This is a genomic window from Serratia sp. 3ACOL1 (assembly GCF_003668775.1).
GTDB classification, from domain to species: Bacteria; Pseudomonadota; Gammaproteobacteria; order Enterobacterales; family Enterobacteriaceae; genus Chania; species Chania fonticola.
This window is the reverse complement of record NZ_CP033055.1, coordinates 881,312-901,553: the sequence shown is the minus strand read 5'-3', so window position 1 is coordinate 901,553 and position 20,242 is coordinate 881,312. Positions and strand designations below refer to the sequence as shown.

At 52.8% G+C, this 20,242-nt stretch carries 18 protein-coding genes, 1 tRNA gene and 1 pseudogene; 9 read left to right on the top strand and 11 right to left on the bottom strand.

Features of this window, described 5'->3' with window-relative positions:
- Nucleotides 1-56: 56 nt before the first annotated feature.
- The 7 genes from D9980_RS04185 to D9980_RS04155 form a co-directional block, all read right to left on the bottom strand.
- Nucleotides 57-1,655 carry an ABC transporter substrate-binding protein gene (locus D9980_RS04185; RefSeq protein WP_046808156.1) on the bottom strand — a complete coding sequence of 533 codons (1,599 nt, stop codon included), beginning with the start codon at nucleotides 1,653-1,655 and terminating at the stop codon, nucleotides 57-59.
- 164 nt (nucleotides 1,656-1,819) lie between these two features.
- Nucleotides 1,820-2,614, bottom strand: coding sequence for an ABC transporter ATP-binding protein (locus D9980_RS04180; RefSeq protein WP_024485284.1), 795 nt, complete (start codon nucleotides 2,612-2,614; stop codon nucleotides 1,820-1,822).
- Nucleotides 2,611-3,513 (bottom strand): ABC transporter permease, encoded by a 903-nt coding sequence (locus D9980_RS04175; protein WP_024485283.1) that lies wholly within the window; start codon nucleotides 3,511-3,513, stop codon nucleotides 2,611-2,613. The genes D9980_RS04180 and D9980_RS04175 overlap by 4 nt, the downstream gene beginning before the upstream one ends.
- An 80-nt stretch (nucleotides 3,514-3,593) precedes the next feature.
- Nucleotides 3,594-4,556 (bottom strand): ABC transporter substrate-binding protein, encoded by a 963-nt coding sequence (locus tag D9980_RS04170; RefSeq protein ID WP_024485282.1) that lies wholly within the window; start codon nucleotides 4,554-4,556, stop codon nucleotides 3,594-3,596.
- 573 nt (nucleotides 4,557-5,129) lie between these two features.
- Nucleotides 5,130-6,374, bottom strand: a complete 1,245-nt coding sequence (locus D9980_RS04165) for an amino acid permease (RefSeq protein WP_121606494.1) — start codon at nucleotides 6,372-6,374, stop codon at nucleotides 5,130-5,132.
- A 550-nt stretch (nucleotides 6,375-6,924) separates the two neighbouring features.
- A complete protein-coding gene (gene ppk2 / locus D9980_RS04160) occupies nucleotides 6,925-7,800 on the bottom strand; it encodes a polyphosphate kinase 2 (protein ID WP_121608946.1) in 876 nt (291 codons plus the stop codon).
- A 375-nt stretch (nucleotides 7,801-8,175) separates the two neighbouring features.
- A tRNA-Ser gene (locus tag D9980_RS04155) sits at nucleotides 8,176-8,263 on the bottom strand.
- A 228-nt stretch (nucleotides 8,264-8,491) separates the two neighbouring features.
- Between D9980_RS04155 and yccA the strand changes: the two genes are divergently transcribed.
- A complete protein-coding gene (gene yccA / locus D9980_RS04150; RefSeq protein WP_021181987.1) occupies nucleotides 8,492-9,151 on the top strand; it encodes an FtsH protease modulator YccA in 660 nt (219 codons plus the stop codon).
- A gap of 109 nt (nucleotides 9,152-9,260) precedes the next feature.
- A complete protein-coding gene (gene tusE, locus D9980_RS04145) occupies nucleotides 9,261-9,590 on the top strand; it encodes a sulfurtransferase TusE (RefSeq protein WP_024485653.1) in 330 nt (109 codons plus the stop codon).
- A 7-nt stretch (nucleotides 9,591-9,597) separates the two neighbouring features.
- Here the strand turns inward: tusE and yccX are convergent, their stop codons facing one another.
- Nucleotides 9,598-9,876, bottom strand: coding sequence for an acylphosphatase (gene yccX / locus D9980_RS04140; protein WP_021181988.1), 279 nt, complete (start codon nucleotides 9,874-9,876; stop codon nucleotides 9,598-9,600).
- Between the two features lie 93 nt (nucleotides 9,877-9,969).
- Between yccX and rlmI the strand changes: the two genes are divergently transcribed.
- Together rlmI and hspQ are read left to right on the top strand one after the other, a co-directional pair.
- A complete protein-coding gene (gene rlmI, locus D9980_RS04135) occupies nucleotides 9,970-11,160 on the top strand; it encodes a 23S rRNA (cytosine(1962)-C(5))-methyltransferase RlmI (protein ID WP_121606493.1) in 1,191 nt (396 codons plus the stop codon).
- Between the two features lie 61 nt (nucleotides 11,161-11,221).
- Nucleotides 11,222-11,539, top strand: coding sequence for a heat shock protein HspQ (hspQ, locus tag D9980_RS04130; RefSeq protein ID WP_024485655.1), 318 nt, complete (start codon nucleotides 11,222-11,224; stop codon nucleotides 11,537-11,539).
- 98 nt (nucleotides 11,540-11,637) lie between these two features.
- On the opposite strand, the gene D9980_RS04125 is transcribed toward hspQ, so the two are convergent.
- Complete coding sequence (locus tag D9980_RS04125) at nucleotides 11,638-12,051, bottom strand: CoA-binding protein (protein ID WP_121606492.1); 414 nt, start codon at nucleotides 12,049-12,051, stop codon at nucleotides 11,638-11,640.
- A gap of 239 nt (nucleotides 12,052-12,290) precedes the next feature.
- On the opposite strand from D9980_RS04125, the gene D9980_RS04120 reads away from it, so the two are divergent.
- Both D9980_RS04120 and D9980_RS04115 read left to right on the top strand, forming a co-directional pair.
- A complete protein-coding gene (locus D9980_RS04120) occupies nucleotides 12,291-12,950 on the top strand; it encodes a DUF2057 family protein (protein WP_121606491.1) in 660 nt (219 codons plus the stop codon).
- A 127-nt stretch (nucleotides 12,951-13,077) separates the two neighbouring features.
- Complete coding sequence (locus D9980_RS04115) at nucleotides 13,078-13,536, top strand: methylglyoxal synthase (RefSeq protein WP_021182049.1); 459 nt, start codon at nucleotides 13,078-13,080, stop codon at nucleotides 13,534-13,536.
- Between the two features lie 178 nt (nucleotides 13,537-13,714).
- Here the strand turns inward: D9980_RS04115 and helD are convergent, their stop codons facing one another.
- The gene (gene helD, locus D9980_RS04110; RefSeq protein WP_121606490.1) at nucleotides 13,715-15,769 is read right to left on the bottom strand and encodes a DNA helicase IV; all 2,055 of its coding nucleotides are present in this window, start codon (nucleotides 15,767-15,769) and stop codon (nucleotides 13,715-13,717) included.
- A 201-nt stretch (nucleotides 15,770-15,970) separates the two neighbouring features.
- Between helD and D9980_RS04105 the strand changes: the two genes are divergently transcribed.
- Both D9980_RS04105 and yccS read left to right on the top strand, forming a co-directional pair.
- On the top strand, nucleotides 15,971-16,414 hold the full coding sequence (locus D9980_RS04105) for a YccF domain-containing protein (protein ID WP_024485658.1): 444 nt from the start codon (nucleotides 15,971-15,973) through the stop codon (nucleotides 16,412-16,414).
- A 34-nt stretch (nucleotides 16,415-16,448) separates the two neighbouring features.
- A complete protein-coding gene (gene yccS, locus D9980_RS04100; protein WP_121606489.1) occupies nucleotides 16,449-18,584 on the top strand; it encodes a YccS family putative transporter in 2,136 nt (711 codons plus the stop codon).
- 4 nt (nucleotides 18,585-18,588) lie between these two features.
- Here yccS and D9980_RS04095 read toward each other — a convergent pair.
- Nucleotides 18,589-19,244, bottom strand: a pseudogene (locus D9980_RS04095) (TfoX/Sxy family DNA transformation protein).
- 277 nt (nucleotides 19,245-19,521) lie between these two features.
- Between D9980_RS04095 and sulA the strand changes: the two are divergent.
- Nucleotides 19,522-19,983 carry an SOS-induced cell division inhibitor SulA gene (gene sulA / locus D9980_RS04090; protein ID WP_230326628.1) on the top strand — a complete coding sequence of 154 codons (462 nt, stop codon included), beginning with the start codon at nucleotides 19,522-19,524 and terminating at the stop codon, nucleotides 19,981-19,983.
- Nucleotides 19,984-20,242 lie beyond the last annotated feature (259 nt).

The window sequence follows — 20,242 nt, the reverse complement described above, 5'->3', positions numbered from 1 at the left end:
AAAACGGGCGCAGCATGCTGCGCCCCTTCATGGTAGCCAGGTATATTGAGCTGAGGTTAATTCAGTTTGGCTTTGGAAAAATCACTGCCCATCAAGCTGACGCTATAGCCACTAACGTTGCTGCGCGTAGCATAGAAGGTTTTGCCATTCGCCAGGGCAATCCACGGAGCCTGCTGGTAGAAGATTTCCTGCGCCTGGCCATAGAGTTTCGCACGTTCGGCAGGGACGCTAGTCAACCTGGCCTGCTGTACCAGTCCATCATAGGTTTTATCGCACCAGCGCGCGGCATTCGAGCCGGTTTTGATACTGTTGCAGCCCAGCAGCACCTCGGCAAAGTTATCCGGATCGCCATTATCGGACATCCAGCCAAACAGCGCGGTGTCATGCTCGCCCTTACGCATACCGGCAAGATATTCCCCCCACTCGTAAGAGACGATTTTCGCCTTCACGCCAACCTTTTCCCAATCGCTTTGCAGCATTTCCGCAATACGCTTGGAGTTCGGGTTATACGGGCGCTGAACCGGCATTGACCACAACGTGATCTCAAAGCCTTTTTCCAACCCGGCCTGTTTCAGCAACGCCTTGGCTTTTTGCGGATCGTAACCGTAATCCTGCAGGTCTTTATCAAAGCCCAGCATATTTGGCGGCAGCGGCGATTTCGCCACCGTGGCTGAACCTAAAAACACCGCGTTAACTATCGCCTTTTTATCAGTGGCATAGTTTAGGGCTTGGCGCACCAGCACGTTATCCAACGGTTTTTTCTCGGTGTTAAACGCCAAGTAACCGACGTTCAGTGCATCTACCTTATGCAGGGTCAGATCTTTGTTTTTATTGATTTCATCAAACTGTACCGGAGCCGGTGCGGGGATAATCTGGCACTCGTTAGTCTGGAGTTTCGCCAGGCGCGTCTGTACGTTCGGCGTTATGGAGAAGATCAGATGCTTGGTCGGCACCTCTCCATCCCAGTAATTAGGGTTGGCAGCATAGCGGATCAGTGAGTCGACTTTATACTGCTGCAAGACGTAAGGGCCAGTGCCGATTGGCCAGGTATCCACGTATTCTGGCGTGCCTTTTTTCAGCATCGCATCGGCGTATTCGGCAGAAAGGATCGACGCAAAGTCCATCCCCCAGTCGGCCAGAAACGCGGCGTTCGGCTCGCTCAGAACAAACTGAACGTGATAATCGTCCAGCTTTTTCACTTCCTTAATCAGCGTATCCAGACCTACGTCGTGGAAATATTCGTAATTACCCTGCGATACCTTGTGGTATGGGTGATTTGGGTCTTTCTGGCGTAACACCGAGAACACTACGTCGTCAGCATTAAAATCGCGGGTCGGCTTGAAGTTTTTGTTGCTGTTGAATTTCACCCCTTGGCGCAGGGTAAAGGTGTAGGTTTTGCCGTCCGGGGAAATTTTCCATTCGGTTGCCAATGACGGCGTTGGCGTGTTCTTGATAGGATCGAAATTGATTAAACGGTTATACAGCACCTGCGAGCTGGCAACGAACGTTGGGCCAGAGCTGGCAATCTGCGGATTGAACGACTCCGGTGACGCCTCGGAGCAATAAATCAGTGTATCGTTAGCTGCCGCCATGGCAGCGCTTGCCGGTAAGAATGTGCTCAGCGCCAGCGCGAGCAGCGTTTTCCCTGTAGACATGGTCATCGCCTTGTTTGACTTTTTTTAGCAGGCGACAATCTCAGCACGGACGGGGAACCCAGGCAAATAACCAATTGCTCTCAGGTTATGCCAAAACCGTTGTTTTTGCTGTTTTATTCAGCTACGCGGGCGCAGCATGCCGCGCCCCAACAAAGTGAACAGCCTCAGCTCAGCAGTAGCCCATCATCATCCAGCTTTTCGCCACGTGTTTTCTCAAACATCGCCAGCAGATCGGTGACCTGCATGTTGGCCCGTTGCTCACCGACAACATCCAGCACCACCCGCCCCTGGTGCAACATCACGGTTCGATGGCCATGATCCAGAGCCTGGCGCATGGAGTGCGTCACCATCAGTACGGTCAATTGCTGCTCGGCGACAATACGGTCGGTCAATGCCAGCACAAAGGCCGCCGTTTTAGGATCGAGCGCGGCGGTATGTTCATCCAGCAAGAGCAGACGAGAAGGCTGCAGCGACGCCATCAGCAGGCTGACCGCCTGACGCTGGCCGCCTGACAGCAGCCCCATGTGATCCCCTAAACGATTCTCCAGCCCCAGTTCCAACGTGGCCAACTTATCGCGGAACAGTTGCCGCTGTTTGCTCTTGACGGCACGCTGAAATCCTCGGGTTTGACCGCGCTGCAGAGCCAGGGCCAGATTCTCCTCAATGCTCAGCCCCTCGCAGGTTCCCGCCAACGGATCTTGGAACACACGGGCGACCATACCGGCACGGCGCCAGGCGGGCATCAGGGTAACGTCCTGTTCGCCAATAAACACTTGGCCGCGATCGGGGGTAATATCACCGCTGACCGCATTGAGTAAAGTAGACTTCCCTGCCCCATTACTGCCAATGACCGTCACAAACTGCCCTGCCTCAATGTTCAAAGACAGGCCACGTAATACCGGGTTCTCCAGCGGGGTTCCAGGGTTAAAGGTTTTAAACAACTGCTCGGCACGCATCATGATGGCTGCCTCCCCCGCTTGCTTTTCAATTTTTGTTTCAACTTCGGCAGGACCAGCGCCAACGTAACCAGTAGCGCGGTGATCAGATTCAGATCCTGCGCCTGCAAGCCGATAAAGTCTGCATTCAGGGCCAGAGCGATCATCAGGCGGTACAGCAATGCCCCTAACAGGGTCGCCATAGTGATCAGGAACAGGCTACGGGCAGGCAACAGCGTCTCACCGATGATCACCGCCGCCAGCCCGACGACGATGGTGCCGATCCCCATGGAGATATCGGCGCCCCCCTGAGTCTGTACGTACAGTGCCCCCGCCAGCGCTATCAGCGCATTGGAGACCGCCATGCCGATCACCGTCAGCCGACTGGTCGCAATCCCCTGAGCACGTGCCATGCGCGGATTCGCTCCGGTTGCCCGCAACGCAAGGCCGACTTCTGAGGTCAGGAATGCGTCGAGCGCCAGTTTGACGACCACGACCACCACCAGCAGCAATATTGGTTGGATCAGCCAGGCGTTGTCCTCAACCTGACTGATGAAAGGAGTGAAAACGCTGGGTAAGCCGATCAGGGCCAGGTTTGGTGCCCCCATAATGCGCAGGTTGATGGAATACAGGGCAATCATCACCAAAATGCTGGCTAGCAGTTGTAAAATACCGAGCCGCACGTGCAGCCAAGCCGTCAAACAGCCAGCACCGGCACCCGCGATAGCCGCCAGCAAACACGCCAACCAAGGGTTATAACCGCTGACAATCATCACTGCGGCTACTGCGCCCCCTAAAGGGAAGCTGCCATCGGCCGTCAGATCGGGAAAATTGAGCAAGCGAAAGGAAATCAATACGCCCAACGCGACCAGCGCAAAGATCAGGCCGATCTCAAAAGCGCCCATCAGGGAAATTAACGACATGCGTACCTCATAAACATCTTGGCCCGCCACCTGCGGCAGGCCATTTACACCCGATGTAAACCATCATTCAACGCAGATCGTTATTTGATGACTTCTTGTGCTGATTGCACCAGCTCCGCTGGCAGAGTGACACCCTGTTTCTGGGCGGCGGCAGGGTTGACGCTCAGGCTGAGCTTGTTACCTACCTCAGGAGCTATTGCGCCTGGCTTCTCACCCTCTAACAGGCGGACGACGATTTTACCGGTCTGGCGGCCCAGATCGTAATAACTCATCCCCAACGCCGCAGCCGCGCCACGTTTGGCAACGCTATTGTCACCGGCGATCAACGGGATTTTAGCCTGATTGGCAATGCCGACCAGCGACTCGTAGGTAGAGATAACGTTGTTATCGGTATTGGTGTAGATCACGTCGACTTTGCCTACCAGACTTTTAGCCGCTGGGGCTACGTCGATAGTACGTGCGGCAGGAACCTCTACCAGCGTCATCCCGCGTTTGGTTAATTCATCTTTCAGCTCTTTGACCACCACCGTCGAGTTGACTTCCCCTGGGCTGTAGACCATGCCGACTCGCTTGGCATCGGGTTTAACCTGCAAGATCAAATCGACCTGCGGGCCAATGGCTACGCTGTCTGAAACGCCGGTAACGTTGGTGCCACTCGGCTGCCAGCTACTGACCAGCTTGGCCGCCACCGGGTCGGTTACCGTAGTAAACACCACCGGTATGGTCTTGGTAGCCGCCACCACGGACTGGGCCGCAGGCGTTGAAATCGCCACTATCGCATCGGGCTTGTCACCGATAAATTTACGCGCGATCTGCCCTGCGGTGGCCGTATTTCCCTGCGCGCTTTGGAACTGGACCTTGACCTTATCCTTGTCATACCCCGCAGCCTTTAGCTCATCAATCACCCCATCACGGGTAGCATCCAATGCCGGATGGTCAACGATAGAGAGGATCGCCACGGATTTCGGCGCAGCCGCGTAACTGCTGACTGCAAATAAGGCAGCGGCGAGAGCTACAAAAATATTTTTATTATTCAAAGGCATGGTCATATCCTTTTCAAGTTGGCGTTGATGCCAGAGGTGGTGATTAATCATCCTAGCACAGTGTTTTACCGCCATCTATCGGATAACGTTTTGTTATCATGTGGTTAACATGCAGAATGAGAAGAAAACACTCGGTGCGCTTACATGGGGCAGTGATTCGGGTCACAAACCGCCACTTTTGGCCTCTGGTTGTTCAATGCATAGCCTTGGTGCCACGCCCTGCGGCTGGGCTATTGGGGCTTGATAATACGCAGGCCGTTTACAGCGTCCATAACCCGCACAGCTTGTGGGTTATGGAACTGAACAAAATAGCCTGCTGGGGCTATTTGGGGATTGGATGATACGGTGGGTTATTGCGCTATGCTCAGGCTATTTCTTTTTCGCTGACAATGGCTTTTGATACCAGGCCATAGTCGATCGCTTCTGCCACTGGCATCCAAAAAGACATCACGCTGAGGCGTACTTTTTTCCGTTTTCTCTTCCATCTTGTACCTCGACTGTTTTATCTCTCATCCTGGCCGAACATGGCAAAGATAACCATAGCAGCAATCGTCGCAACTAGCCTGGCAACAATCACCAGCCAGCCGGCAAATAACCAAACAGTGACGCAATCGCATAGACCGCACTTCCCAGATACAACAGCACAATACTCACCTGCAACAGCGGATGCGTGATCCAGTTACATTGCCAGAGCGGCACCCGGTCGCCATGTTTGCGGGCACCTCGCAAAATCAGTATCGGCATGATCGACAAGATCACTCCACTGAATACACCGGCGAAATACAACGCATTGACGAATGAAACCAGACCACTGTAGGCCAGCGCGAACGGTGGCAAAACGACCACCATCAACACGCCGAAGCGGCGCAACGGTCGTTCGTCGTCCCCTAACCTGAACTTATCGAAAATATTGCTCACGAAGCTGCCACCTAGCCCCCAGTAGGATGTCAGCATGGCACATAGCGCAAAGATATTGGCAGAGAAGAAAGCCCATTGGCCAAGCGCCTGCCCCCACGAGATCGTCGCCACGTCAGAAATATTACCCAACCCACTGAGAGCGATCACCGACATCGGCACCACTGCCAACAGCACAAATGTCGTTACCATCCCGACAATAATGGCCTTGGGAAGTTGTTCTGGCTTATCCGCAAAACCGCGTGCCATCTCAGGCACAATATATTGGGCAGAGAAGCAGAACACCACCACACTGAACACGGGCACCATAAAGAGCCAGTCACCGTCAAGCAGGTTGCGCATCTGGGTGGTCTCTTTCAATAGCGTCGCAATAACCAGAGCGCTCAGCATGACAACCATGCCGATACTGATAAATTTTTCGCCACGGCCAATGGCTTTTAAGCCGAGATACAGAACCAACGCCGCCGGGATAAAAAACAGCAGGCTGCCGAGCGCAGGTGAAATGCCGAGCAGGGATTGCAATAATTTGCCGCTACCAGACATGTAAGCGGTAAGCGCACCGATACTATTGACACAAACTGAAGCGAACATGACCCATGAAGCAAAACCACCGACATACCGCCGGGCCAAGCCGCTTAGTTGCAGATGTTCTCGGGTACGAAGGGTGGATTCAGCGACATACAGCATAGAAATGGTGGTTACACAGCCAACCAGTACCAACCAGAATAGCAAAGGTAAATAACCTGCTTTACTGGAAGCGTACGCGATAGAAAGCACGCCTGCACCGATATTAGTGCCAACTATCATTGCGACCCCTTCAAGAAAAGTCAGTGATTTGACGGGTGCAAGAGTCCGTTCCCCTGCGGCTAATGCCGGGGAAATGCCGATGTTTTCGCAAGACATATATCATCCTTTGATACCCGGTAGCGTTAATGACCAGGAAAAGTTAGCGTCTAGAGGGTTAGTTGTTACTTTTCATTCACAAAAATGAAACAACATCACTTGGTTATACAGTGTACGGCCCTATAAACGAGTGCCAATCACGATTACTTGAGGGATCCAATTGCGGTCTTTAAGGGGGATTATTATTACAGCGATTCAGCGAACAGCCTGATGGCAAGCGGCATCTGCGGCTTTATGGCGCAAACCGCACCAGCAACCTTTGTGCTTCAGTCGATTATTGTCTGGCTGGTGTGTACGAGGATTTTTGCAGGACGCGATCAGAGGGCATAAAAAAGAGTGGGAAAGTCGTCAAATGGTTGGCCTTCTGAGGTTAGGATAACCAGCATCATTTCATAATAATCCCTATTATATCAGCCATATTCCGTCACTACCCTTCAGCCCTCTGATTATACAGGCTCATCGTTTTCGCCGTCAGTTTTTGGTACTCAATGGATAAAAACGCCATGAGTTTTTAAACAGCAAATTGCCATGAATTAGAATGACACTTTGTTCAAAAAATCTCAGGAATATGTTTCAAAGGATAGTCTGGTGACTGATATTTTCCGATTTTGCGTTTAGGCAATTTAATCTTATTTTTCGGCAACCGCTTGTAAGGAATATGCTGCAGAAAATGGTGGATAACATTTAGTCTAACCCGCTTTTTGTCTTCTGAATTAGCAACAAACCAAGGAGCCCAAAGGCTATCTGTGGCAGCAAACATGTCGTCTCTGGCTCGGGAATAGTCATCCCAGAGTTCGAAAGAACGGATATCTATCTCTGAAAGCTTCCATGTCTTTCGGCCATCATCAATACGTGCACGCAATCGACGTTCTTGTTCCTTTGGGCTTACATCCAGCCAGTATTTGATTAGAATTATGCCAGACTCCACGATTAACCGTTCCACCATCGGAACCGTCTCCAAAAATTGATGCGTCTGCTCTGGCGTACAAAAACCCATAACTCGCTCGACGCCAGCTCGGTTATACCAACTACGATCGAAGATAACGACCTCTCCTGCTGCAGGCATGTAAGACATGTAGCGTTGCAGGTACATTTGGGTTTTTTCACGTTCGGTTGGGGCAGGAAGGGCAACAACACGGAACACTCGTGGACTGACTCTTTCGGTCAGTGCTTTTATCGTACCGCCCTTGCCAGCCCCATCGCGCCCCTCAAACACGATGCAAACTTTCAGCCCCTTGGCAATCACCCAGCTTTGTAAATGGACAAGTTCTTCGTGTAACAACCTGAGCTCTTGCTGATATTTTTTTTCCGGTATTTTTGCCGTGCCTTTTCCTTGTGGCACACGGTTGCCTGCTATGCGCTTGGGGTTCTTTTCTTTTGAAAGACTGGCAGCGGGTACGATTTTGGTTTTCTTTCGGTTAGTCATGAGGTTACCCCACAATATCATCAATATGACGCTAGCCAGACGTTGAACGTCCCCTCACAGCGCTTGGAGGGCTGCATATGCAGGACAGATAAGGAGTCAGGAGCCGATGAGCAAGTACGTGGTCTCATCTCATACAATATCGTAGTTGTTATTTCTTCATGCTGCGAACGGAAGGCCGCTTCATTATGTCTACTGTTGTTGGAAAAGTTGCATTGGTCACGGAGAGAAACAAGCTGTTGATGGAGGAACAAATAGCTAAATAACTTGCATACCGTCCTATGCCTATCTTTGGCCGATCTGGAGCGGATGGTATATTTACTGGATAGCATAAAACGAAAAACCCCAAGCCTTTTGAGCTTGGGGTCATTCATAATATGGCGGAGGAGCAGAGATTCGAACTCTGGAACGGTTTCCCGTCGACGGTTTTCAAGACCGTTGCCTTCAGCCACTCGGCCACCCCTCCGTAATGCAGCGAACTATAAACACAGCCGATCACGTTGTAAAGCCTGAAACCGTTCAACCGAACGAAAAAACGGCATCTGCAAGCTGACCGATGAAGAAATCAACAATCGGGGTGCGGCAATACCCTAGTAGTCACGTAGGGTAAAGAATGGTAAACAATCTTTAATCAATGGCTTGCACTGCACTATCATCATGATTAATTTTGTGATGACCTGATAAGAGAGATCATATGGACCGCATTGTCGTCTCATCCTCCTCGCGCGACTCTTTGCTAAGTACGCATAAAGTCTTGCGTAACACCTATTTTCTGCTGTCGTTAACGCTGGCCTTTTCAGCACTGACCGCAACCGCCAGCACCATGCTGGGCTTACCGGCTCCTGGGCTGCTGTTAATGCTGGTCGGCTTTTATGGTTTGATGTTCCTGACCCATAAGCTGGCCAATAGCCCTGCCGGTATTCTGGCAGCCTTCGCCTTCACCGGCTTTATGGGCTACGCCCTTGGCCCGATCCTGAGTTCGTTCCTGAACGCTGGCGCGGGTGACCTGATCATGCTGGCGCTGGGCGGTACCGCAGTGGTGTTCTTCTGCTGTTCGGCCTATGTACTGACCACCCGTAAAGACATGTCGTTCCTGTCTGGCATGATGATGGCGGGCTTCGTGGTGCTGCTGGTGGCGGTTATCGCCAACCTGTTCCTGCAGATCCCTGCCCTGCACCTGGCCATTAGCGCACTGTTTATTCTGTTCTCTGCCGGTGCCATGCTGTGGGAAACCAGTAACATCATTCATGGCGGTGAAACCAACTATATCCGTGCCACCGTCAGCCTGTATGTTTCGCTGTACAACATGTTTATCAGCCTGCTGAGCATTCTGGGCTTCGCCCGCAGCAACTGATACAGCGCATTTGTTTTGACCTGAGCCCCGCAATGCGGGGCTTTATTTTTGCCGGAGCAAAAGTTTGCTAGACTGTGGCCCGCAATGAATTACCGATCACCGAGGCTGTATGTTGGAGTTTGAAGGTCAGACGATTGAAACTGACGCCCAGGGCTACCTGAAAAATAGTGCTGACTGGCACGAAGGGCTAGCCCCGCTGTTAGCGGCACAGGAAGAGATTGAACTGAGCGAAGCGCATTGGGAAGTCGTACGCTTTGTGCGTAGCTTCTATCAGGAATTTAATACCTCTCCGGCCATTCGCATGCTGGTAAAGGCGATGGCGCAAAAATACGGCGAAGAGAAAGGCAGCAGCCGCTACCTGTATCGCCTGTTCCCGAAAGGCCCGGCCAAACAGGCGACCAAGATCGCCGGGTTGCCAAAGCCGGTGAAGTGTATCTAGCCACGGGTTAATAGCGAATACTGAAGCCCTTATATTCGGCAACCCCACGCGGCTCCACCAGCACGCGGTCAACGCGGGCGCTGCGTGGGCCGCCGCTTTTCAGCCACGCCATCAGTTGGTCAACGGCCTGTTGTTCGCCACAGGCCAGCACTTCCACGCTGCCATCATCCAGATTACGCGCATAGCCGGTTAACCCCAAAGCCGTAGCCTGGTGTTGAGTGTTATAGCGAAATCCTACCCCCTGCACCACACCATAGACATACGCGGCAATACAAACTTGTGTCATAATCGGCTCCTGATCGATTTCATTACAGGCATTCTCTGCGCTGATGCCCAGAGTGTGTCACTCTTTTTTCTCTATCTGGCAGCATACTTAATTATGACCGCACGCTTGATCCTTGCCAAAGGACGTGAAAAGTCCTTACTCCGTCGCCACCCGTGGATTTTCTCTGGCGCTGTTCTCCGTGTCGAGGGTAAAGCCCAGTCCGGCGAAACCATCGATATCCATGACAGCCAGGGCAAATGGCTGGCACGCGGTGCCTATTCACCAGAATCGCAAATTCGCGCACGCGTCTGGACCTTCAAGCAGGACGAAGATATTGATATCGCATTCTTTATCAATCGCTTGCAACAGGCACAGAGCTGGCGTGATTGGATCGCAAAGCGTGACGGGCTGGACGGTTATCGCCTGATCGCCGGTGAATCTGACGGTATGCCGGGGATCACCATCGATCGCTTCCAGAACTTCCTGGTTTTACAGCTATTGTCCGCCGGTGCCGAATATCAGCGCGCCCCGCTGCTTTCTGCTCTCCAGCACTGCTATCCAGACTGCGCGATCTACGATCGTTCAGACGTTGCCGTACGTAAAAAAGAGGGCTTGCCGCTCACCCAAGGCCCGGTGCTGGGCGATCTTCCTCCTGCCCTGCTACCGATCACCGAGCATGGTATGAAACTGCTGGTGGACATTCAACAAGGCCACAAGACCGGTTTTTATCTCGATCAGCGTGATAGCCGCCTGGCTGCGCGTAACTATTCCGCAGGCCGTCGCGTGCTCAACTGCTTCTCGTACACCGGCGCTTTCGCGGTGTCTGCCTTGATGGGCGGGTGTGAGCAGGTCATTAGCGTAGATACATCGCAGGCCGCGCTGGATATCGCCAAGCAGAACGTCGAACTGAACCAGTTGGATTTGAGCAAGGCCGAGTTTGTACGTGATGACGTATTCCAACTGCTGCGCAACTACCGCACGCAGGGTGAGAAATTCGACCTGATCATCATGGATCCACCGAAGTTTGTCGAAAACAAAAATCAGTTGGCCAGCGCCTGTCGCGGTTATAAAGACATCAATATGTTAGCCTTCCAGTTGCTGAACCCGGGCGGCATTCTGCTCAGCTTCTCCTGCTCAGGCCTGATGCCGACCGATCTGTTCCAGAAAATTTTGGCCGATGCTGCCGTAGATGCCGGGCGTGATGTACAATTTGTAGAGCAGTTCCGACAGGCTGCCGACCACCCGGTGATTGCGACTTATCCTGAAGGCTTGTATCTGAAAGGGTTTGCGTGCCGGGTGATGTAACTTGAAATGCGCTGTTTTTGTCCTCATATAGAGTTCAATGCACTGTTTCTCAGGAGGTCATATGATAGCCAGCAAATTCGGTATCGGTCAGCAGGTTCGTCACCGGCTGCTGGGGTATTTGGGGGTGGTGATTGATGTCGATCCAGAATACTCTCTGGAGCACCCAAAAGCAGACGAGATTGCAGCCAACGACGAGTTGCGCCTAGCCCCGTGGTATCACGTGGTGATGGAGGACGATGAAGGCCAGCCGGTTCACACTTATCTGGCCGAAGCGCAGTTGGCGGGGGAAGCACAGGATGCACACCCTGAACAGCCTTCTCTGGATGAGCTGGCAGAATCCATTCGCAACCAGTTGCAGGCCCCCCGGCTGCGTAACTAAACCTCAAGCCTGAGAAACCAGCGCCTCTACGCAGCGTCACTGGTTGAAGTCTATCAGCAGTCTCAAACGCCAGGGCCAGCCCTGGCGTTTTCACACAATCAGCGTGCCAATCCCAGGCGCGGGATTTCAATCTTCGGGCAACGATCCATAATCACCGTTAACCCGGCCTGTTTGGCCAATGCTTCCGCCTGTTCGTTGATCACCCCGATTTGTAACCACAACACCTTGGCACCTATCGCAATAGCCTCCTGTGCTACCCCATACGCCGCCTCCGAGTTACGAAACACGTCCACCATATCGACAGGATGAGGAATGTCCTCCAATGTGGCGTAAACCACCTGCCCAAGCAGCGTCTGCCCGGCCAGCTTCGGGCTCACCGGAATGACCTGATAGCCTTGCGCCAACAAATAAGCCATTACGCCATAGCTGGCTCGGGCCGGTTTATCACTGGCGCCCACCAGCGCAATGGTTTTGACCTGCTTGAGTACCTCTGCAATTGCTAGGTCTTGCATTTTTCGCTCCTGATTTTTTACCAAAAAGCACTTCATCAGTGTAACCGAAACGCCAACATCAGTTAAAATTTGTTATCAGTCTGCGTCTATACTGCTCGCAGGCTGGTTTGACCCAATGCTATGTTTCAAATACCATCAAAATGTGTGTAAATGTAAATTAAACGGCATTCTGAAAAGATTTGACATAACTAGTGGCGTATCCAACACTAGTCATCCTGTTCCACGAAAAGGAAGTAACAATGAAATTTGGTCTGGTGGTTGCGGGGCTGCTTGGAATATCGCTAAGCGTTTCGGCCGCAGCTACGACCCTGAAGCTTTCCCCGGACATCGAGCTGATGATGGTCGACGGCAAGCAAATGACGGGCTCGTTGTTAAAAGGGGCCGATAGTCTGGAATTAAATGACGGGCAGCATCAGCTGTTGTTCAAAGTCACCAAATCCGTACGTAAAGAGCCACGCTCTCAGGTGCTTTACACTTCATCCGCGCAGATTGTGGTGTTCAACAGTCAAAACGTCAGCGCTGTCACCATCGAGCTACCGCGTATCGAGAATGAGCAGGATGCCCAGCGGTTTGATAAAGCGCCGAATTATAAAATTCTGGGTAACCACGGCAAGCCGTTGGCAATCAAACACGATGTATTACCGCTAACAACCTCGCCCAATGGTAATGACCTGGAGAAGATCGTTGCCGATTATAACGCTCAAAATCGCCAGGCCTCCGTTCCGGCGTTAGCACATCTGAGTGCCAGCGTGATCTCCACGGCACAGGGTAGCCCAGCGGTTATCCCCCTGAACGGCGACAACGTTGCCGAGGAAATGCTGCAATACTGGTTCCTGCGCGCCGATCCCGAGACGCAAAAACGCTTTATCGCCTGGGCTGGCCAATCTCGCAACCGTTAAATGCTGCCAACCACGCCTTTATGCCGTAAAGGCGTGGTTTGTTCGCAATTTCCCGCGTTAGCACTAGGCAGTGAAATACAGTTTCAGTAATCTGTGGCGAATCATTCGATTTTCCAAGGATAGCGATATGGAACAAACCACCCGCACCATCGCAGCGCGCAAGCATATTGCGCTTGTTGCTCACGACCATCGCAAACAGGCCTTGCTGAAATGGGTTGAAGACAATAAGGAAATACTTGCCCAGCATCAGCTGTATGCCACGGGCACTACTGGCAATTTGATCCAGCGGGCCAGCGGTATCCCGGTGCAAAGCATGCTGAGTGGCCCGATGGGCGGCGATCAGCAAGTCGGTGCACTGATATCCGAAGGCAAGATCGATATGCTGATCTTCTTCTGGGATCCGCTAAACGCCGTCCCCCACGACCCGGATGTCAAAGCCTTGCTGCGCCTGGCCACGGTCTGGAACATCCCGGTGGCGACCAACCGCTCCACCGCCGATTTCCTGATCGACTCTTCGCTGTTCAAGAGCGAAGTGGTGATCGCTATTCCTGATTACGAAAAGTACCTCGCCGAACGCCTGAAATAATGCCCAAGGCCTGGTGGAATACCAGGCCTCAGATTGATGACAAAGTGGCAATATTGCTGAATTGGTCGGAATCCATCTATACCAGTATCTGCTAACCCATTGATTATCCAGCGGGCGCAGCATGGCCCCCTACATTGGGAGCACGGTGATGGTTTGTCAGCAGTCTCAGGCCTGTGGTTTACGGCTTTCTTTGCGACGGCACGCCAATATCTTGCAACTGCTCGATAAATACCGACGGGCGTTCGCGATCTTGTAATAACCAAACCTGATGTCTGGCCCGCGTGAGGGCGACATAGAGCAAACGCCGCTCCTCCGCATCCGGGAAATCCTCTGGCTGAGGCAATAATACCTCTTCAAGCACGGATTCACGGACCTCCGCCGGGAATCCATCCTTGCCTTCATACAGCCCGGCAATGATCACGTAGTCGGCCTGTTGGCCTTTGCTGGCATGAATGGTCATAAACTCGATATTCAGCTTCGGCCAACGCGTCGCCGCCTTTTGCAACACCTCCGGCTTGAGGTGGTGGTAGCGCGCCAGCACCAAGATCCGTTCTTGCGGCTTCGCATAGCCACTTAGCTTGTCCAGCAACGCTTCCAACTGCTCCTGCGGCAGGATAACCACCGACTTCTTGTTGCCCTTGGTCAGGCTATTGAGCGGCTTTTTCAACTGGTGCGGGTTCTGCTGTATAAAGCCGTTGGCCACTTCACCGATCCGATCGTTAAAGCGGTAGGTGGTATCCAGCGCACACTGATCGCCTACGCCAAAGTTCTCGGCAAAGGCGGTGGTCAGCGACAGCTCTGCCCCGCTGAAACGGTAAATCGCCTGCCAATCATCGCCGACCGCAAACAGGCTGGTCTGCTTGTTTTGCTTACGCAGCGCCGCCAGCAGCAGCGCACGCTGCGGTGAGATATCCTGGAACTCGTCCACCAGAATATGTTTCCACGGGCTGATAAAGCGCCCTTTTTCCAACAGATTGACGGCTTGATGGATCAGCCCGGCAAAGTCGACCGCTCCCTCATCCTTCAGCGCGGTTTTCCACGCTTTCAGCAACGGTGCCATCAGGCGAATGCGTTTGCTGAACAGATCGCGGATCTCTTCGTCAGCCTGCTCTATCATTTCGGCCTGGCTACCTCCGTGGGTGCGCATCAAGCCAAGCCAGCGCTCCAGGCGCCCACTCAAACGCTCTGCCAGACGCTTGTCATGCCAGAAATCGCCCTCGGGCAATTCCCACTCCAGCTCTTCCGTTAACCATTGCCGCCAGCCTTTGGCCTGCGCTTTCTTCTCGCTGCACTGTTTTTGCCAGTGGGTGATCAGCAACGTCCGGCGCGCTTTACTGTCGGTTTCCAACTTGCTGATCGCAGGCGCTTTGCGGCTACCCTGCTGGATAATCTGCAGTGCCAGCGCATGGAACGTTTTCGCCTGGATCGCCACGCTGCCCAAACGTTCCTGGATGCGTTCGTTCATCTCTTCGGCGGCTTTGCGCCCAAATGCCAGCAACAGGATCTGCTCAGGCTCGGCCTCTTGACGCAGTAGCAGCCAACCCGCCCGCGCCACCAGCACCGAGGTCTTGCCACTACCGGCTCCTGCGAGTACCAGCACGGCATCCTCGCCGTTCACCACGGCCCGGCTTTGCGATTCATTCAACGGTGACGTTTCAACGGTCTGGAAGAAATCCTGGTGGGTTTCCAGCATCCGGTCGCACCACAGTTGATTGCGTTGCGCCACGCTGCGCAGGCCAGACTTGAGCCACTGCAAGCACAAGTGATAACTTTCACGGCAGTTTTCAAACTCTTCCAGCCGCGCCACCGGCATTGGCAATGCGCCAAACGATTGGCGGATCTGCTGCTGCAAGTTGCTCAATTCGGCACGCTTGAACCACTTGTCCTGGAGCTCAATTTGGCGGATATGATCGACCTGCTGTTGCAATACCTCGGCGCTCACTTCACTCATCTCGCTACTCCACTGCTGCCAAGACTGCTGCAGATAGTGGTAAAAGCGTTGGGTTTCCTGCCATTCGGTACCGTGCAGGCGCACAACCTTTTCATCCGGCAGTTCGAACTCGAGCTCCCCCCAGACGATCCCGCGTTTACAACGCACCTGGATTAACTGGTTGAAAGGGATCAGGTATTCATGCTTCTCGCCGCTCACCTCAACGCCAGCATGCAACAACCGTACGCGGTTGTAGGGATGCTGTGCCAGGTGCTTGCCCAGCGATGTCGCTTTAAGTTCCATATGCCCACGCCATAATCAAGTTGAGATATACCCGTCGTCTTTCAAGCTGCAGCTTGAAATCCATAGGGTAGAATTGCTACCAGTTTACCCGCGTTAAGCAATGGCACTCTAGCGTTAAAAAAAGGGTAGAATAGTTTTTGCGTTATGCTGATGAATACTTCCCCCGTGCCGTTTGGCCATCATTAGAGCAGAATGACGACTATGCGTACTGTATTGAACGTTCTTAATTTCGTTTTGGGTGGTTTTTTCACCACGCTTGGCTGGCTGATTGCCACCTTCTTCAGCGTCGTGTTGATTTTCACCCTGCCATTAACCCGCTCCTGCTGGGAAATTACCAAAATCTCCCTGCTGCCATTTGGCAACGAAGCGATCCATGTCGATGAATTATACCCAGAGAAAAGCAATGCCCTGCTGGCTGCTGGCGGTTCTTTGCTAAATATCGTCTGGCTGGTCCTGTTCGGCTGGTGGCTGTGCCTGTCACACATTATTGCGGGTATCGCCCAGTGCATCACCATTATTGGTATTCCGGTAGGCATCGCCAATTTCAAGATAGCCGCTATCGCCCTGTGGCCGGTAGGCCGCCGCGTCGTTCCGGTTGAGGTGGCCCAACAGGCGCGGATCGAGAACGCCCGCCGCCGCTTTTAATCGCGTTAACTTTTCTCCCATTTAGGAGCTTGTCGTGCTCTCTTTAGCACCCAAAATTCGGCGTTATACCTATAACAGTAACCTGCTTTATAACCTGCGTATTTTTATCGCTCTGGCCGGGACCTCTGCGGTGCCGTGGTGGTTGGGCGTCCCTAAACTGACCATTCCGTTAACACTGGGTGTCGTTGCCGCCGCGCTAGCGGATCTGGACGACCGGCTGGCAGGAAGATTGCGAAATCTGCTCATTACGCTAGTTTGCTTTTTTGTGGCCTCGACATCGATTGAACTGCTGTTTCCTTACCCCTGGCTGTTTGCCCTCGGGCTGACGACCTCAACCTGCGGCTTTATCCTGCTTGGGGCATTAGGACAGCGTTACGCCACTATCGCCTTCGGTGCCTTGCTGATCGCCGTCTACACCATGCTTGGCACCTCCATGTACGATGCCTGGTACCAGCAACCTACCCTGCTGATTATCGGTGCCGTTTGGTACAACTTGCTGACGCTGATCGGCCATCTGCTATTCCCTATCAAGCCCCTACAGGAAAACCTGGCCCGCTGCTATGAACAGTTGGCCAACTACCTGGATGCCAAGGCCAACCTGTTCGATCCAGATGCCGAATCGGACGCCGATCTGCCGTGGGTAGACGTGGCGATGGCTAACAGCACACTGGTCACCACGCTTAACCTGACCAAGGCTTCACTGCTGACCCGCTTGAAAGGCGACCGTGGCCAGCGCGGCACCCGCAGAACGCTGCACTACTATTTTGTCGCTCAGGATATCCATGAGCGCGCCAGTTCTTCTCACGTACAGTATCAGGCGCTAAGCCAACAGTTCCGCCACAGCGATATTCTGTTCCGCTTCCAGCGGCTGCTGGCCAAGCAGGCCCGTGCCTGCCAGCAACTGGCGCAGTCGATACTGCTACGGCAGAAATATCTGCATAGCCCGCGTTTTGAGCCCGCTTTTTCACGCCTGGAAGAGGCGCTGACCCGGGTTACCATTACCCCAGAAAATCGCGAACTGACCAGAGCGCTATCCCATCTGCTGAAGAATTTACGGGCAATTGACGCCCAGTTGGCCAATATCGAATCTGAGCAGTCCTTGGCGAGTGGCCAGACCGAGGAAAACAACCTGTCAGACGACCGACTCACCGGTTGGAGCGATATTCGCCTGCGTATCAGCCGCCACCTGACACCACAATCCGCCCTATTCCGCCACGCCATCCGTATGTCGGTGGTGTTGTGCGTGGGCTATGCGTTTATTCAACTGACCGGGATGCAGCACGGTTATTGGATCCTGCTGACCAGCCTGTTTGTCTGCCAGCCCAACTACAACGCCACCCGCAGGCGCTTGGCGTTAAGGATCATCGGCACTCTGGCTGGTATTTTGATCGGGCTACCGATCCTGTATTTTGTGCCCTCGCTGGAAGGGCAGTTGATCCTGATCGTGATCTCGGGAGTGTTGTTCTTCGCCTTCCGAACCGTGCAATATGCCCACGCCACGATGTTTATCACCCTGTTGGTCTTGCTATGCTTTAACCTGCTGGGCGAAGGGTTCGAAGTGGCAGCCCCGCGCGTCTACGATACCCTGCTGGGTTGTGCCATCGCCTGGGCAGCGGTGAGTTTTATCTGGCCAGACTGGAAGTTCCGTCAGTTACCGGCCATGGTGCGTAAGACACTGAATGCCGACTGCCGCTATCTGGATGCCATTCTGGTGCAGTACCATCAGGGCAAGGATAACGGCCTGCCTTATCGTATTGCCCGCCGCGATGCCCATAATAGCGATGCCGAATTGGCGTCGGTGATCTCTAACATGTCTGCCGACCCTAAAGCCGATAAAACCATTCAGGAAGCGGCATTTCGCCTGCTGTGCCTTAACCATACCTTGCTGAGCTATATTTCTGCCCTGGGTGCCCACCGTGAGCGCCTGGAAAGTGCCGCCGTGCTGGATTTGCTCAACGATGCGGTTTGCTATGTTGATGGTGCATTACACCACGACGCTCATGATCGTCAGCGTATCACGCAGGCACTGGAAGCCCTCTCCGAGCGTATTACTGCGCTGGTTCCGGAGCCGGAAAGCAAAGAACAGCTGGTGTTGCAGCAAATTGGCCTGGTGCTCGAATTGCTACCAGAGCTGACGGCACTTAATACACAAATTACTCAAGCCGGTTGATAGTTCAAGGATGTGGGCCGCAGGCGCGGTCTTTTGACCGCGCATCAAAGGAGGGAAGGAGCGCGTTGTTTTCGAACCATTCGGTCAACGCCTCCCTTTGTAGATTAGGCAAGGCGGCATGGTGGTAGCCCGCCATGGCACCCGCCAGTGACATCAGCACTTTCATGCCCAGATTTTTTTGCTGTTGCAGCAACTTCAGATAGCTATCTCTGGCCCCCAACAGGCGAAAATCATAAATATTGCATATGCCTGCTCGCCACAGCTGGCGCTCTAGTGAAGCATCAATATTCGGTAAATCTTTCAATCTGCCATTGCAGCTTTTTTTCACCTTAATCTCTTTACGCGTCTCACAGAGAGCCTGCCAGGCAAGCGCACACAGTTCGCGACGCTGCCGCCACAACTCTTCATTCACCCAGTAATAGCGCATGACCATGGGACCCCTCGCTTTAAATAGGTCATATTCACCATGCCACGCTCACGGAATGCAGTTTCCAGACTTTCTGTTGCACGCAAATACAGCTCACCTTCGGTAATGACCGCAAACATTGTGCCGTCCGCCAGCAGGCCATAGCCGCCAAACTGCGAGCGTATGGCAATATTTCCCAGGGCGGCAAAGCAGGACTTTGCCTGTTCGATCCTCCTTAACGATCCTCCATTCATTTAACTCTCCTTATATGAAGCCACAGCCATTAGGCATGTTTTGGTTGGAATAAACGTAACTGGAACAACTAATTAAAAAAAATACGCATTATCCCTAGTCGTGCCAATCATAAATTCAAGACGTACAATAAATAATCTCAATTATGCGAAGCGTTACGAAAATTTGGGTTGATCTTCTGTTTCGATGGCTATACTGTATATACATACAGTAACACTACGGGCGGGAGACGACATGCGTACTCAATCACTTTATCAATCTCATTTTAGCCAATCCTCAATGCCGGCGGAGCAAGCGGTGATCCCTGCGCAAGAGGGCAACGAAAATGGCCTAATCAGTGAGCTTGTTTACAATGAGCGGCAACCCGCCGTAGCCCAGTTGCTGGTGCCTTTGTTGCAACAGTTAGGCAGGCAATCACGTTGGTTACTGTGGCTGACCCCGCAGCAGAAACTGAGCAAAACCTGGCTGCAACAGGCCAGCCTGCCGGTTGATAAGGTCGTACAGCTTAATCAGATCAATCCACTGGCTACCGTAGACGCCATGGAGAAGGCTTTACTGACAGGAAATTACAGTGTGGTGCTTGGCTGGCTACCTGAATTGACACAAGAGGATCGTCTAAGGTTAAGTAGAGCGGCAGAATTGGGCAATGCCTATGGGTTCATTATGCGACCCCAACGTGACATCGTTGCTGCCGACAGACACTGTTCAACCTTAAAAATTCACTCTTCTTTGTATCATTAAGTAAATTTAGGACTTTTCCCATCACTTTTATCGTTTGGTCTGGCAATCGCAGGCAGATCGGGCGAAAAGCGAGGTTGGCTGCGGTTCGGCGCGACCTTCCAGGTGAAAAAAAGTCTCGTTTAGCACCCCGATATGTTAGAGGATATGTCTAATTCCATGTTTTTTTTTAGAGCTTTATCACATCACACTTGTAACTTTCGCGCCACGTTGTAGACTTTACATCGCCAAGGTTGCTCTATAACGCCAGAAAAACTGGCAG

Coding starts and splice junctions, on each gene's coding strand:
- helD (WP_121606490.1), bottom strand. CDS start 15,769: ATGGAACTTAAAGCGACATCGCTGGGCAAGCACCTGGCACAGCATCCC.
- D9980_RS04120 (WP_121606491.1), top strand. CDS start 12,291: ATGAAATTTGGTCTGGTGGTTGCGGGGCTGCTTGGAATATCGCTAAGC.
- D9980_RS04175 (WP_024485283.1), bottom strand. CDS start 3,513: ATGTCGTTAATTTCCCTGATGGGCGCTTTTGAGATCGGCCTGATCTTT.
- rlmI (WP_121606493.1), top strand. CDS start 9,970: ATGACCGCACGCTTGATCCTTGCCAAAGGACGTGAAAAGTCCTTACTC.
- D9980_RS04115 (WP_021182049.1), top strand. CDS start 13,078: ATGGAACAAACCACCCGCACCATCGCAGCGCGCAAGCATATTGCGCTT.
- D9980_RS04125 (WP_121606492.1), bottom strand. CDS start 12,051: ATGCAAGACCTAGCAATTGCAGAGGTACTCAAGCAGGTCAAAACCATT.
- ppk2 (WP_121608946.1), bottom strand. CDS start 7,800: ATGACTAACCGAAAGAAAACCAAAATCGTACCCGCTGCCAGTCTTTCA.
- tusE (WP_024485653.1), top strand. CDS start 9,261: ATGTTGGAGTTTGAAGGTCAGACGATTGAAACTGACGCCCAGGGCTAC.
- D9980_RS04170 (WP_024485282.1), bottom strand. CDS start 4,556: ATGCCTTTGAATAATAAAAATATTTTTGTAGCTCTCGCCGCTGCCTTA.
- hspQ (WP_024485655.1), top strand. CDS start 11,222: ATGATAGCCAGCAAATTCGGTATCGGTCAGCAGGTTCGTCACCGGCTG.
- sulA (WP_230326628.1), top strand. CDS start 19,522: ATGCCGGCGGAGCAAGCGGTGATCCCTGCGCAAGAGGGCAACGAAAAT.
- D9980_RS04180 (WP_024485284.1), bottom strand. CDS start 2,614: ATGATGCGTGCCGAGCAGTTGTTTAAAACCTTTAACCCTGGAACCCCG.
- D9980_RS04105 (WP_024485658.1), top strand. CDS start 15,971: ATGCGTACTGTATTGAACGTTCTTAATTTCGTTTTGGGTGGTTTTTTC.
- D9980_RS04185 (WP_046808156.1), bottom strand. CDS start 1,655: ATGTCTACAGGGAAAACGCTGCTCGCGCTGGCGCTGAGCACATTCTTA.
- yccX (WP_021181988.1), bottom strand. CDS start 9,876: ATGACACAAGTTTGTATTGCCGCGTATGTCTATGGTGTGGTGCAGGGG.
- D9980_RS04165 (WP_121606494.1), bottom strand. CDS start 6,374: ATGTCTTGCGAAAACATCGGCATTTCCCCGGCATTAGCCGCAGGGGAA.
- yccA (WP_021181987.1), top strand. CDS start 8,492: ATGGACCGCATTGTCGTCTCATCCTCCTCGCGCGACTCTTTGCTAAGT.